The organism is Psittacicella hinzii, assembly GCF_003585885.1.
Classification (GTDB): Bacteria; Pseudomonadota; Gammaproteobacteria; order Enterobacterales; family Psittacicellaceae; genus Psittacicella.
The window spans coordinates 1-14,708 of sequence record NZ_NRHC01000089.1 but is presented as its reverse complement, the minus strand read 5'-3'; the positions used below and the strand labels follow the sequence as shown (position 1 = coordinate 14,708).

Genomic DNA, 14,708 nt, shown 5'->3' with positions numbered 1-14,708 from the left:
TCTTTGTTCGGGAATCCCTAGTAATTGTGCTTTAGTTTCGTCAGTTATACGAATTGTGAAGTGACATTTTGGATCCCAAACTTTGTAGCGGATATCTTCAAATGGGAACCATACAAAGTACCAGTTGTACATTTCTGGAGTAGCATTTTCTACACGTACATATGATTGTACATAACCTGAACCGTCAGCGAGTAATTTGTGACCTACACGAGTATCTTGGTATTCTTCGCTTAGTAAAAGATCTTTTTGTTCAAAAGTTACCACTGAAGAGTCAGGTAGTTCTTCTGAAATTTGAGCAACAGAAACTGGATTAGGTTCAGCCATAGGTGCGTTGAACATAGCAGCTAGAGGGTGATTTTCTTCTGCAGCTGTTAAAGTTGGACCAACGATTTGACGACCACCAAGTAGAGTTACTAGGTTTTGGATTTGTTCTTTAGTCATGGTATTTCTCCTATTATATTTGAGATAAAATTGAATAGCTTAGCATTTAAATAAATGATTTGAAGTAATGCTGAAGCTTGTTTTTCTTTACAGGTATATAATAGCTTTTTGTGAAACTTTATCCTAGGTAGAAAAAAGCCTTTTTATGGTAAAAATCGAACCTTCGAGTATTTATGGTATTTTTTTGATTTGGTTTTCTTGATGAGATCCTTTGTATTGAGTATATAGAAGCTTTGAAATGGACGTATCTTTATAGACGTAACTTGGAGAAGTATAGATATGCTACTTAAATTGGATAAGGATATAATTGTCCTTTAAATCGAAGAAGGATAGACTTGCTTTATCAAAGATGAGAACTTAGGAAGGATACAATGACTTAAAAATTTAGGGTATAATAAGCGCAAAAAGATATCTAAAGAGGAAAGGTTAATGACACAAAAGTGGTTTGGCGTAATAACAATTTTCCCAGAAATGTTTAAAGCCATTTCTGAATGGGGGATTACCAAACAAGCACTCAAAGCAGGTTTATACGAACTAGATACTTTCAACCTGCGTGACTTTACAACGGATAAACATCGTACAGTTGATGAGCGTCCATTTGGTGGAGGGCCTGGCATGCTAATGAAAATCGAACCACTTGAACGTGCTTTAGAAGCAGCTAAGGAAGTGGGAGCTTCTAAAGGTTTGCCTCTACAAGTGATTTTACTTTCTCCTCAAGGACAGGTATTTGCTCACCAAGCAAGTGTAGATTTAGCGCAACTTGATTACAACTACATCTTTATCTGCGGACGCTATGAGGGAATTGATCAAAGATTTATTGACCGTTATGTTGATCAAGAGTGGTCTTTAGGTGACTTTGTCTTAACCGGAGGCGAGTTAGGAGCTATGACAATGATCGATGCGATTATTCGTCATATTCCGCAAGCGCTTAACACCAAAGAATCAGCTGAACAAGATAGCTTTGCTACGGGCCTACTTGACTGTCCGCATTATACTCGTCCTGAAGTCTATCAGGGTGAAGCTGTTCCTGAAGTTCTTCTCTCTGGACACCATGGTAAAATTGAGCTCTGGCGTCAAGAGCAAGCTCTAAAGCGTACATTAGAACGTAGACCTGACCTAATTGCCAAACTTGAAGCAGAAAATAAATTAACTAAACAACAAATTAGTTTACTTGCCAAGTTAAGAGGCGAACCAGATCCTTTTGCTCGTAAAGTACGCAGAAAGAAATCTTCAAACTCTAACAACTAGTCGCTTGTTATTAGATACAAATACTAAGAAACACCGTTTTCCTCTTTGCCAAGCAAAGAAGAGAACGGTGTTTTTGCATGTTAGAAAATTACTTAATAAATTGTAAATTAAAAAACTTAGTATTTTTGTAGTTACTAGTTAGTTGCTAAGGCAACCATCTAACTAGTTTTTACTTATATTTACTCGCCTAAATTGGCATGGTAAAGCTAGTATGTTTTGAATTTAGCCAGCTAAATTATTTAGCTTGGTAAGGATAGAACATTTCACCAGCAACTGCTTGTGCTTTTTCTGCCCCTAAAAGTACGCGTACAATTTCAAAACCAAAGTCATAAGCTGCACCTGGAGCTTGACCAGTTAAGATATTACGTTCAGCTAAGTAAACTGTAGTTTGGTGTGTATAGTCAGCACCGTGTTCTTTTAAGTTAGCTTCTAATGTAGGGTAGCAAACAACTGTTTCACCTTTTAATAAACCAAGGCTAGCTACTACCGTAGGAGCCATACAGATAGCTGCTAAAAGTTTATCTTGAGTTTGCGCAAAGTAAGTTACTTCTTCTGCACGAGCAACATATTTTTGTGCATCTAAACCACCGCCTGGTAACACTAAAGCGTCAAAGGCAGTAAAATCTTTAACATCTGCTAAGGCAACGTCAGCTGTTACTGGTACGTTTTGTGCAGAGTTCACTAAACGGTTATCATCTAAAGATACAGTAGTAACTTCTAAACCAGCACGACGCATAATATCGATTGGCGCTAATGCTTCTACTGTTTCAAAATCTTTAGTTAATAATACTGCAACTTTTTTAGTCATAGTCTTTCCTTATGTTAAAGTGAATAATAATTAATTGACCATATAGTCGTTTGTTATTATACACTAAAAAAAGCTATTAGAGGTTAAACTTATCTAAAATTTAAGGATAAGCTTAACTTATCCTTAAATTTAAAAAGAGTAGAATGCTAATAATTAATCAGATATAGACACTTAGAGAAAAGTAAAAAAATCTAACTTTTTTTACTTGTAGATCTAATTTTTTACTTGGAGCTCTAACTTTTTACTTGTGTCTCTTGCTGTACTTACTTTATTTGCATTCTTTACTTACTTTATTTGCACTCTTTACTGAGATCGCAGGCTTAGATTACGTTTTCCTTGATCTGTTCAACATATTGTTCAATACGTTTACTTGAAACAGGAATACGTGAACCTAGTGTTTGCGCAAAGAGGCTTACACGGAACTCTTGGATCATGAAAAAGAGTTCTGTAAGCGCTTGCGGATCGCGATAAGATGGCCAGTCTTTTGCTAGATCTTGATACACTTGTTCCCAAGCATTTACTTCCTCTTGACGTTTTTGATCAAGAGCAGGGTTTTGTCCCATGCGCTCTAAACGGTAGAGGATTGCTTCAAGGTAACGAGGTACTTGACGAAGCTGCTCAAGCGTATGTTCCGCGACAAAGTCTTGGCGCGTTAAGGTTGCTAGTTGTTGTTTAATATCGTTGGTTGCTAGCATAACTTCAAGATCGCGAACTTTTTTGAGTTCTTTGTTAATGTCATTAGCGAGCACAAGAATTTGTTCAACTAGTTGAGCAACCTTGTAGGTAGTTTGGTTAATTTCCCCACGCATTTTGTCGAGTAAGAACTCGTAGTATGCTTGGTTCCATAACTCTGTTTTACCATGTTGGTGTGCTTGTTCATCATATTGCGACATAATATGATCAGCAGCACAACGAATACACTCGGCAATAATTTGGCTTACGTTGCCACTAAAGTACATAGCTAGTTTTGCCTTGTTAGGTAACTTCTCTTGTAAGAACCTAATAGGGTTTTGGCTATTAAGTAAGAGAAGGTCACGTAGACCGGCGTGCATCACACGTTTTTGCTCACTTGCAGTTGCGAGGTTTTGAATAATAACCCCAGAAGCGATATTGTTCTGCATGAGGTCTTGGGCTGGAATAGCTTGTAATTGTTTGTTCAGGGCTTTACGCTTACTTGCCTCTAAAGTTAACACTGGCATTAATGCTGGGTAACTATCTAGTAAAATCCCACCTTTTTTCAGTTGACGCATTTGCCCAAACTCTTGCGCAAAGTTAAAGTCAGTGTAGACTTTAGCGCGCTCAAGATCTTGTTGGCTCTTAGTGTTAACCAATTCTTGTGAAGTATGTTGCAGATCTTGCTGTAACTGCGCAAGATCATTACCTTGAGCAATTACTTCACCTTGTAAACCTAACACTTTAAAGTGAACCTGTAAATGCGCTGGTAAGTTATTGGCTGCTTCTTGCCAGATAGCAGCTTCAATATAAGCCCCGTTAATACGTTTAAAGGTTTGCGCTAGTACTTGGTAAAAACTTAGTACTTTACCTTTTTCGCTTAACACTTCATTGATACGTTCACAGAAAACACGAGCATAATCTGGTGCCGGAATTAATTGTTTACGTAAGTTTTTTGGTAAGTTACGAATTAACGCTTCAACTAATTCTTGGCGATAGTTAGCTATGTGCCACTGGTAGAGACGCGGATCTAAACCTTGTAAGTACTGAATTGGAATTAGAACATTAACCCCGTCCCATTTTGCCTCTGGATCAAAGAGGTAGTTTAGTTTGAGCTTCCAGTGTTGATCTTGGATATACTCTGGGAAAGAAGTTAATTCTTGTTCTGGATTGAGTACTTGCTCTAGATTGATATCGAGATAGTGTGGATCTTTTTTCTCCTGTTTTTCCCACCAACGCGCAAAGCTTACATTGCTGTTGACGTGGGCTGGAATACGCGAAGCATACCAGTGGAATAGATCTTCTTCGGAAATAACTATGCCACGTTTACGTTGCTGTTCTTCCACTTTAAGCGCTTGCGCAAGTAAAGTATTGTTGTGTAAGTAGAAATCATATTCTTTATCCCAGTTTTGCTCAACAAGAGCTTGGCGGATAAAGAGAGCACGACTTACTTCAGGATCTACTTTACTGTAGCTTACTAAACGTTTATCAATAATAGTTAAACCAAAGAGGTTAGCGCTCATGTAAGCACAAACTTCCCCACGTTTTTTCGACCAGTGTGGTTGTTGATAAGCGTATTTGAGTAAGTGACGAGCATAAGGCTCTACCCAACTTGGCTCAATACTTGCCCCTAACATAGCGTAGGTTTGGTTTAAGTGAAGCATTTCACTTACCATTACCCAAGACTTACGTTGTTTGTACAACACTGAAGTGTTGAAGAAACGGAAAGTCTTGCCACGCGCCCCACGGTAAAGTAGTTTATCCGAAGAATCAATTTGCGCAATATGATCAAGCAGACCAGGTAACATTGCGCGGTGAATTTCAGGATAACTTGCTGGTACTTGATTGAGTTTGAGTTTTAACTGTAAGGCAACAAGTTTGAGTTGGCTATACAGATCTTGCCATTCACGCACACGCAGATAGTTGAGGTAGCGACGCTTACAGAACTTTCTAAATTGGGTATTAGACATTTTCTCCGCAAATAAGAAGTTCCATAAGTTGAGCAAGGTCATATAGTCAGAGTTTTTATCCTTGTACTCTGCATGTAGTTGTTGCGCATGTTCTGCTTTACCTTGTGGACGTTCACGGACATCAACTACGGTCATGCCAGCTGCAAGGATTAGCATTTCATTTAATGATCCTAGATGCGAAGCTTCAAGGATCATGCGTCCTAGACGAGGATCAACTGGTAACTCTGCTAGTTGTTTACCAAGTTTGTTAATAACATAACCAGAGTCAGTTACACGGATAGCTTCTAGCTGTTCAAGTAAACGTAAACCACTACGAATAAACGAACGTTCTGGTGCTTCTAAGAACGGAAAATCTTCAATATGCGGTAAGTTTAAACTTAACATTTTGAGGATTACCGCAGACAGATTGGTACGCTTAATCTCTGGATCAGTAAAGTCTGGACGACTGTCAAAATCCTCTTGACTATAGAGACGAATACAAATACCAGGACTGGTACGACCACAACGACCTTTACGTTGATTTGCCGAAGCTTTGGAAATAGCTTCAATTGGTAAACCTTGTACTTGGGTTTTGTAATTGTAACGAGAGATACGTGCTGTACCTGCGTCAATTACATATTTAATTCCCGGAACTGTTAACGAGGTCTCGGCAATATTTGTTGCCAAGATAATACGTAAACTACCATCTGGTTTAAAAATTAACTGTTGCTCACTTGCTGAAAGACGGCTATATAAAGGTAAAACTTTTAAGCCAGGGAAGCGACGATTTACATGAGTAAAGTGTTGACTTAGATCATGAGAAACATCACGGATTTCACGTTCCCCTGAAAGGAAAACCAGGATGTCTCCACGTCCTTCTTGGAAAAGCTCTTCACAAGCGGCAATAATCCCTGAACTTAAATCAATACTTGTATCTTCGTCTTCAGCATAACTACGATAGTTTTTTAATGCCTTTAAGTCCTGTGGATTAGTACGGAAGTTTGAAGCAGTGTGGTTAGCGTTGGTTTGCGAAGCAGAGAAAACACGTGCAGAGCTTTGCTCTGAACTTGAGTTGTTTGCTGTGCTTGTTGTGTTTGCAGTGTTAGCTGTGCTTGCATTGCTTGCTTCATTTGTGCCAGTTCTTTCTCGAACAAAAGTCTGCGAGCTAGAAGCTGAAGCAGAAGCTGAAACAGAAGCTGAAACAGAAGTATAAGTTGAAGTTGTAGCAGAATCTAAAGCTTGCCCTTGGTTATTATCTTGCGCTTGATTGTTTGTCTCTGTTGCTTGTGCTTTTTGTGTGGCTAAATCTTCAGCTTTTGGAGATTTATCGCTATAGATACGCCGAGCAAAAGCAGAGCCAGCATCATTATCACTTGCGTAAGGGTTCACGGTGCTTAAACCAAAGGTTTCATCAGCACGCAAGTTAGCTTGACGGCGACGTGAATGTCCTACAGTAGTCCCACGTGCAGGGAACTCGTTAGAGCTGGTTGAGCTATTTACTGAACCAGAAGTTGTTGCTTGCGCTGTTTGTCCTGCTGTTTGTGTAGCTGGTGCTACTTGTGCTGTTTGCGTAGCTGGTGCCGTTGCTTTTAGACTAGCATTTGTCGAGGTGCCTGCGTTACTCTCTGTTGAGCTTTGCGTTGCCAAAGTACTCTCACTTACTTGGGCATAGGCTTGTGCACTCTCGTGTTCTTGCGCATACTCTTGCGGGTGATCTTTGAGATCTTGTTCTAGCTCCGCAAAGTAAGCAGCTTCATTAACACTAGAATCCGAAACAAACTGGTCTAGAGTAAGAGGACGGTAACGTACTTCCACAGGGAAAGTTCTTCCCGCTACTTCTACCACTGGACAGTTGTTAAAGTGACGTGAGAAACGATGCACGTCGATAGTTGCCGAAGTAATAATTACTTTTAAATCAGGACGACGAGCAAGGATTAGTTTTAAGTAACCTAGGATAAAGTCGTTGTTTAATGAGCGTTCGTGAGCTTCATCGATAATTAAACAAGAGTATTGTTTTAACAGAGGATCATTTTGCATTTCAGCAAGTAAGATACCGTCTGTCATTAGTTTAATATGGGTTTGCGCTGAAACTTGTTCATTAAAACGAACTTTATAGCCTACAACTCCACCAAACTCGGTATTAAGTTCTTCAGCAATACGTTTTGCCACAGAAGAAGCAGCAATACGACGAGGTTGAGTATGACCGATATAACCTTTTTTGCTATAACCAAGCTCAAGACAGAGTTTTGGAATCTGGGTAGTTTTACCAGAACCTGTGTCTCCGGCAATTACTACTACTTGGTTGTAACGCAGAAGTTTACGAATAAGCTCGATTTGCTGTGAAACAGGGAGATCAGGGTTATACTCAAGGCTTGTAGGTAAAGCAGCTTGACGTTGTTGATAAATTTCAGCTTGAGCTAAGCAAGCAAGCGTAAATTTTTGTAAAAGTTGAAGTTCTTTGCTATTGAGATTAGCAACTTCTACTTTTTCTACTTGCTCTGGGGTCAGCTCTTTAAGCTCTGTAACTTGTAATGCTGCTAAGAAAGCTTGCGTTGCTTGTGGCGTTAACTCAACTTGCGCTTTCTCTTGTTCCTGACGTAATTGTCTAAAAAGCTGTTCTTCTTGACGTAAAGTTAATTCAAGCTTAGCTAAGAAAAGATCTAAACAAACACGAGTTGCTTTTAGATTAACGCTAAAGCGTTCTTTGTTGTTTTGTCCTTTATGTTGAGCTTTACTTTGCCCTTTATGTTGCTCATGCTTAGCTTGAGCTGGTTGGTTTGAGCGGGCAGTGGTTTGCGCTGGTTGAGAGCTAGGGCTTTCATAGTCTTCATCTAGCTCATTGTCTTTATGTGCTTTGATCTTGCGTTGTTTTGCTTGTAAACGATCAATTTGACGTAAAACTGCGCTCTCTTCTTCGTCTTCATTAAAGAGCTGATTAGAGACTGAAGTAGCTTTGCTTGAACCTGCATTACGAGGGGCAGACATGCCCACATAAGCGCTCTTTTTCTCAATTAATTGTTCAAGTTTTGCAAGGCTGGCAAGATCTTTACTTTCGTAAACTAATTTAGCGTTAGTGCTAGAGCTTGCGTTTGTTGAGCTTGAGCTTGTGCTTGTAGCCTTAGCGCTACTTGCATTACTTTGCGAGTTTGCGCTATTTGATGTTGAGTTATTAGTTGTTGAGCCATTTGCACTAGTTTGTGCACTAGTTTGACTTGCTTCTTGACCAGCTCCTTGAGCAGCTCCCTGACCAGCTTGCGCATTGTTAGCTTGTTCAGCTTCTTTAGTTTTCTTACTGCCGAGCTTGTAACCACCAAAACCAGCTTTACGGATAGGTTCAGCATTCTCTTTTTCACTTTTTGCTAGGTCAGCACGTAAGTTTGCCAGAGCAGCAAAATCATTCCCTAAAGATTGAGATTTTTTATTCGCATTTTGAGAAGGAGCTTTAGTTGGCTCCTTCTCATTTTTAGTTGGATTATTGGTGTTTGGGGCAAAAAACTTTTGTTTTTTCTTGCTTGTTTGGTTTGCTTGTGTTGTTTCGGCAGTTGGGGAATCTTTAACTAAACTTTTTAGTTTAGCTTTGAGGTCAGCATCAACTGCAATTTTATTAGAAACTTTATTACCAGAAAGATTTGCAAGCGTTGCTCGCCAATCATTTGCAGACATAATATTCCTTATTTACGACGACGTCTTGAAGTGAAGATATTGTGTTTGGTTTCACTCATTTCGCCTAAATTTTCAGATTGTTGTTCTTCTAACCATTGGGCATAGCCCTCGCTCCCTGGTAAAGGAATACCTTTACGGCTCGGAGTCTCTTGGTTAGTTTCCTCTTCATTTTCTTCGCGGATTGCATCAAGCGCTTGGTGCGCTGCTTTTTTGCTCGCGTGGTTTAACGCCAAGCTACGTGCGTGGATCATCTTCTGTTCTGCGTCGATAGTGATCTCATTAAGATCAAAACCGAGATCTTTGGCATCTGCAAAGAGATCTTCGTGATCCTCTTGGTAGCTACGGGCAATCATATTATTTAGATACGAGTTAGCTACAGCTGTACGTGGCGTTTTGTTATTAACACGGTTGTAATCCATTTGTAATTGACGACGTTCCATAGTTTGGGTAATGGCGTCTTCAATTTGTTTAGTCATCTTCTCACGATTGTTCATGTAGATGTAAACTTTACCATTGGTATTACGTGCTGCCCTACCAATAACCTGGATTAACGAAGTAGTATCGTTTAGGAAGCCACCAACATCAGCATAGACAATTAATACTTTTTCCACACGTGGAATATCTAGCCCCTCACGGATTAGGTTAACCCCAATAATAACATCTAGCGGTTCTAGAGTATTATCAACTGACTGTAAACGTTCAACTAAGAGGCGACGCTCAGGCGCTGGAGTTTCAGCTAGCATTACTTTGGCACGGTAGCCAAGGTCAACCAGCAGACGCTCGTAGTGTTTAGCAATTTTACTATCCGGACAACGAAGAAGAACGGCACCGCCGTTAGCTTTAGTTTCACGGATTTGTTGGATTACGTGTTGGGTATAGCTAATACCTTCAAGTTCATTAACGTAAACTACTTCAACTTCTGGATCTAGTAGGTAAGTTGGACGAATGAACAGACGAGCTGTGTGTTCTTTCCCTGAAAGTTCGAGTTCGCGATCGTTTGGCGTTGCTGAAACGTAAACGTTTTGGAAATTATACTCACGAACTTCGTGTCCTTTTAAAGGACGGTTGATTACGCAAGATGGTAAACGGATACCGCTTGAGATTAGATCTTTTTTACGCGAGTAGTCAGCACGGGCAGCAGCTTGAATTTGTCCTAAAGCTAAGTGCGACTCATCGATAAAGAACACTGTGTCATCATGGAGATATGAAAAGAGCGTATATGGACGCATGTTTTCATAATCATCGTCAGTATAAGTACGATTAAAGTTTTTACGGTTAAAGTACCAAGCGTAGTTCTCTATCCCGTTACAGTAACCAGTAAATTTAATTTGGTTAATGTCTTCCTCAATACGTTGGATAAGAATCTCATATTGATCCGGACGTAATTTGTTGCGAATACCCTTAGCTTCATTGATCATCTTTTCATACAAGATATCAAGTTCTTCGTTAGTGTAAAAGTCTTGGGTGTGTCGAGTTGCTGGGTAAATATGCCCAGTTTTTAAATTACGTTGCGCATCAATAATCTCCCCGTTTTTAGTATCACGAGTAGATTGTTGGATACGTTCTAGGTAGCCTTCTTCGTCAAAAGATAGTTCCCACACACGCATTTGTTCTTCGTAGGCGTTAGCACAAACTAGAACCTTACCACGAGTTTGACGGTAAAGAGTACGTTGTAATTTACCGGTAGTATGACGGTAACCAGCGTGCTCTAAACGGTTAATTAGTTCTTGTTGACTAATAGGGGTATTAATATCAAGATTGATAATTGATTTTTCATACATCTCTGGCGCACCAGTACCATAGATACATGAGAGACTAGCGACGATAATAATATCGCGACGACCAGTAGCTAGAGCAGTAGTTGCGTCAAGCACCATTTGCTCTAGAATTTCATTACTCACCGATTGTTTAGTATGAAATTCATTGTTTTTTACGAACTCTGGACGATAAAGATCGAAGGTAGAGACATAATAATGCACGGCATTATTAGGGAAGAAAGCTTTAAGCTCTTCGTAAAGTTGGTAAGCTAGAACTTTATTCGGGCTGTAGACTACAGCAGGACGGTTTACCTTGTTAATAATATTAGCCATGGTAAAGGTTTTACCAGAACCAGTTACCCCGTGAATAGTCATATCACGGACACCTTGGTCTAGCCATGAACTAACTTCGGCAATAGCGGTAATTTGATCCCCTGCGGGTTCGTAGTTTGAAACAAGATCATATAATTTTTCGTTTGACATTACTGTTCCTTGGGTAGAAGTGTTTAGAATTTAAGATAATTTAAAATATTTTTCCGTAAATAATTATTCGCTCAACTTATCTTGTTTATTGGTCGAATTTGTCCTGCTTTAACAGACGCAGTAAAGCGATAGGATCGTCTGTAGTCTCAGGGAAATTATTTCTGTGTGAAAGTGTCAGGTTGTGGGCTGGAGATTGCTTGTCTCCAGTTAATTTATCTGTAGTTTGCTCTCTAGGTTTGTCGATAGAGTTATCTAGAGATTTATCTCCAGCTAAATTTTGGTCTTTGGCTAAACTTTGATCATTAGTTAGTACATCAGTGATACTATTTGCAGAGTTTTGCTTATCAGGTATGTTTAGTGCGCTTAGTTCACTTTGTTCACCTTGTGCGCTTTGCTCTTTTGCTTCGCCTAACTCACTTTGGGTGCTTGAGTTGCTTGAGGTGCTTAAAGTACTTGAAGAGCTTAAAGTACTTGAGGCACTTGAAGAACTAGGTTTACTTTCTAAAGCAAATGAAGTAGCTTGGAGCTCTTGTCCTTGGGTATGTACTTGCGAGCTTTGAGAGCTTTGCGTTTGACCCCCTTGCGTTTGAGCGCTTTGAGCTGTAAGAGAAGTAAGAGTACCTTGCGCTTGTTCTGGACTATAGAAGAGAGGAACTTCTGCAGGTAAATAATACTCTGGTTCATCAGGTAAGTTTTCTAGCTGGCTAGTAAGTTGTACCTGGGTAAACTTGTTCTCAACCTCTTTAGTTTCGGGAAGCTCGTCGAGTTTAATGGTTTGCTCTTGTGCTTGGTTTGCAGTATCAAAGGTAACCACTTTTACTTCTTCGAGGTTTTCCTGGGTAAGGAGATCTCTTTGTTCTTGCTCAATAATTGATTTTTGTTTACTAATTCTTTGCTCAATAAAAGAAAGATCTGGGGCAAAGATTAATTGAGATTCATCGGTTTCAATTACTGGGAGTTCTACCGCAGTTTGTTCTTTTGGCTCTTGCTCTACAGGAACATCGGGAACTATAGGAGTTTCTCCTGTTACTTCTTCGAGGACTGTATGCACGGCACTTTGAGGCTCAAGATCTTGGTTAAGCTCTTGCGATAAGTCAATGCCGGTATGTAGAGCAACGAGCTCATCAGCATTGTGAATACCTTGAGCAATTAAGTTTTCTTTTAATTGTTGGGCAGTAGCTTGGGCTACGGCTTGATCAACTTGCGCTTGCTGTTGCGTTGCGAGTTCACGCGCATAGGTTTGTTGCCATTGTAAAGCTTGTTGGCGATCGAGTTTTTGGAAATTAGCAATAACTTGCTCATTAATCTCTTGTGGGCTTTGGAAATAAGCAAGGTTATGTCCGGTTAGGCGGATTAAAAGGTAATCCAGAATGTTTTCCGCAAAGTTTTGTTGTAAAACCTTGTCATATGCAAAAAATCCTGGATTAGCATTTGCTTCTAAAAATTGCCATTGTTTATATTCTTGGTTATAGACAAAATCAAGACCAGAGAGATCTAATCCCAGACGCTCAACAATTGCTAGAGCTTGAGCTTCAAGCTCTGGAGTGATTTGATATGGAATCCCATATCCACCTTGCGCTATGTTAGCCGCAATTTTATTAGCTTGCGACACACGCAGGAAAGCACCAGTAACTTCACCATTGAGCACCATAATTCTCAAGTCGTAGTTACGGGCGTCAAAGCTTTTTATAAACTCTTGGGCAAGAGTAAAATCAAAGCTTTGCATTGCGAGAGATTGTTTTGCTAGTTGCTTTTGCGTATAAGCAAGATTAATTTGGTTGCCACCCATGGAAAAAGCATTAGGCTTAGTTATTTGCGGCATGGCAAATAACTCTGCCTGAGAGGTTAAGTAGTGCTTCCAGTTCATAAAGCTTGAATTTACCAGAGGCACTAGATCTTTTAACAAGAGGTAGCATTGCCATTTATCGCGACAATTTCTTAACCCAGTAATACCATTTGCAACACTAACTCCCAGCATTTCAAAAGCCTGAACTACCGCAAAACCATTGTGGTTAAACTGGGGTCCAAAACGACTCAAAACAAAATCTACATTACTTGCATCAAAGTAGCTCATACCATCTTGTGCAACTTGTTCTGCTTGCTTACCTTGTTTCGCTTGTTCCGCTAGTTGTTGGCTAGCATAAACATCTTCAGGGTGATGATAAACCTCTCTTTGAGGTTGCTGAGAGCTGTAAGCTATTTTGAGTTGGTTATCGTGCATAAGCAGAACAAAGTTATCTAGATCATAGTGTTGAAAATCTAGATAGATGTTTTCTTGTTCTTGGTTGAACTTGTTAATAGCTTCTTCAAGGGCAAGGTTTGAGTAGATTTGCGATTGTTTAACTAAATTTATGATGCGATAGGTTTTTCTCATAGCTTTAAAACGCAAAGAAAGACCAAGGTTTGGTCTTAAAAAGCAGGCAAATTGTAAATTAAAAGAAGTGCTTATATTATAACAAAAAGACGATTTTGAAGCAGATATATAAGCTTGATTTACCGAGAGGTTTAGAGCGCTTTTTTGTATTTTCTTTTTAACTTGAGGGCTAGTAGTTTATGATTTAAAAAATCTTTTAGCTGCACTGCAAATAAATGTTGATTTTAGGTTTTGTTGTGTATTTATATTTGAGGGGATAGCTCTGGATGTGTGAAAATAGTCCGGTTAGTTAGACTAACCGGACTAAGCTTGTGTCAATTAACCAAGGACTTGTTCATTGTTAAATAGCCTGTGGCAAGACCTTGATAATATTTCTAGAAAGAAATTTAAGTAAGATTAATGAGCTAGATTATTTGTCACCTTGACGGAAGTTAATCCATGCGCGGTTGAATTTTCTCGCTTCGATTTGGTTTACTAATTCCCAAGCGTAATCAGCGTAAGAGATAAAGCTTTCACCTTGGTTATTTACGCTGAAAAATGGACCAGCGATAGCAACGTTTTTAGTTAGTGGAGCATCTGCATCAAATTCTACAGCAGGAGAAACAAATACCCAGTTTACTTTTTTGTTTGGTGCAAAATCACGACGTAAAGAGTTAGCTTGAGCGCTTGCTAAGTCAAAGAATACTTCAGGGAAATCTGGTGTATCTACTAAACGAGTACCTGATGCTGCGTCTACAATCATTGCACCAGCACCACCAACTACATATAAGTAAGCAGGGCTATCTTCTAAAATTTGTAGTAGGTGTTGGTTAACTGAAGCGAATAGTTCACCAAGGTTAGGAACACCAAATGCACCATAAGCACATACTACTGCATCGTAGCCAGCTACGTCTTCTTTAGTTAGAGAGCGGATATCTTTTTCAATAAAGTTAGTGATGAAAGCATTACGGTTAGCAGAGTGAGAGTTACCTGTAACTTGGTGACCACGAGCTAATAATTCTTTTGCTACTAATGTACCTACTTTACCGTTAGAACTTAATACTAATACTTTCATGATGAATTCCTTATTTTACTGTTGTTTGTGTTACGATTGTTGTCTTGCAATGAGTAGATTGTCTTTATTGTGTTCCTACTCAAAGGTTGTTTTTATTTTTGTTTTTTTGTTTACGTGAATAATTATAGCTCTAAAAAAATAGGTAAAACAAGTAGTTACATTTACTTCTACATGGTTACATTGAAGTAATAATTGCGTGGCTCTCTACTAAGAATAGTGAAAAAAATTTAAATTTTTTTTGCTGTTCTGCTGTTCTGCT

7 protein-coding genes and 1 pseudogene are annotated in these 14,708 nt (G+C 39.3%); 1 reads left to right on the top strand and 7 read right to left on the bottom strand.

Annotated features, from left to right (window positions below; all coding sequences use genetic code 11):
* Window positions 1-441: DAPG hydrolase family protein (locus tag CKF54_RS06545; protein ID WP_222987553.1), on the bottom strand; the 441-nt coding region annotated here is incomplete at its 3' end.
* 429 nt (window positions 442-870) lie between these two features.
* Between CKF54_RS06545 and trmD the strand changes: the two genes are divergently transcribed.
* Window positions 871-1,689, top strand: coding sequence for a tRNA (guanosine(37)-N1)-methyltransferase TrmD (gene trmD, locus CKF54_RS06540; RefSeq protein ID WP_119525559.1), 819 nt, complete (start codon window positions 871-873; stop codon window positions 1,687-1,689).
* A 235-nt stretch (window positions 1,690-1,924) separates the two neighbouring features.
* Here the strand turns inward: trmD and CKF54_RS06535 are convergent, their stop codons facing one another.
* The 6 genes and pseudogenes from CKF54_RS06535 to CKF54_RS06515 all read right to left on the bottom strand — a co-directional run bounded on the left by CKF54_RS06535 (window position 1,925) and on the right by CKF54_RS06515 (window position 14,449).
* Window positions 1,925-2,497 carry a DJ-1 family glyoxalase III gene (locus tag CKF54_RS06535; protein WP_119525558.1) on the bottom strand — a complete coding sequence of 191 codons (573 nt, stop codon included), beginning with the start codon at window positions 2,495-2,497 and terminating at the stop codon, window positions 1,925-1,927.
* Window positions 2,498-2,817: 320 nt separating this feature from the next.
* The gene (gene hrpA / locus CKF54_RS08280) at window positions 2,818-6,507 is read right to left on the bottom strand and encodes an ATP-dependent RNA helicase HrpA (RefSeq protein WP_262407825.1); all 3,690 of its coding nucleotides are present in this window, start codon (window positions 6,505-6,507) and stop codon (window positions 2,818-2,820) included.
* Window positions 6,508-6,909: 402 nt separating this feature from the next.
* Window positions 6,910-7,626 (bottom strand): annotated as a pseudogene (locus CKF54_RS08275) (DEAD/DEAH box helicase); the annotation flags it as partial.
* A 1,163-nt stretch (window positions 7,627-8,789) separates the two neighbouring features.
* Window positions 8,790-11,021 carry a helicase-related protein gene (locus CKF54_RS06525; protein WP_119525557.1) on the bottom strand — a complete coding sequence of 744 codons (2,232 nt, stop codon included), beginning with the start codon at window positions 11,019-11,021 and terminating at the stop codon, window positions 8,790-8,792.
* A gap of 85 nt (window positions 11,022-11,106) precedes the next feature.
* A complete protein-coding gene (locus CKF54_RS06520) occupies window positions 11,107-13,395 on the bottom strand; it encodes a RimK family alpha-L-glutamate ligase (RefSeq protein ID WP_147396830.1) in 2,289 nt (762 codons plus the stop codon).
* A gap of 409 nt (window positions 13,396-13,804) precedes the next feature.
* Entirely contained in the window at window positions 13,805-14,449 is a 645-nt protein-coding gene (locus CKF54_RS06515) for an NAD(P)-dependent oxidoreductase (protein WP_119525555.1), read from the bottom strand.
* Window positions 14,450-14,708: the final 259 nt, after the last annotated feature.

Coding starts and splice junctions, on each gene's coding strand:
- trmD (WP_119525559.1), top strand. CDS start 871: ATGACACAAAAGTGGTTTGGCGTAATAACAATTTTCCCAGAAATGTTT.
- CKF54_RS06535 (WP_119525558.1), bottom strand. CDS start 2,497: ATGACTAAAAAAGTTGCAGTATTATTAACTAAAGATTTTGAAACAGTA.
- CKF54_RS06525 (WP_119525557.1), bottom strand. CDS start 11,021: ATGTCAAACGAAAAATTATATGATCTTGTTTCAAACTACGAACCCGCA.
- CKF54_RS06520 (WP_147396830.1), bottom strand. CDS start 13,395: ATGAGAAAAACCTATCGCATCATAAATTTAGTTAAACAATCGCAAATC.
- CKF54_RS06515 (WP_119525555.1), bottom strand. CDS start 14,449: ATGAAAGTATTAGTATTAAGTTCTAACGGTAAAGTAGGTACATTAGTA.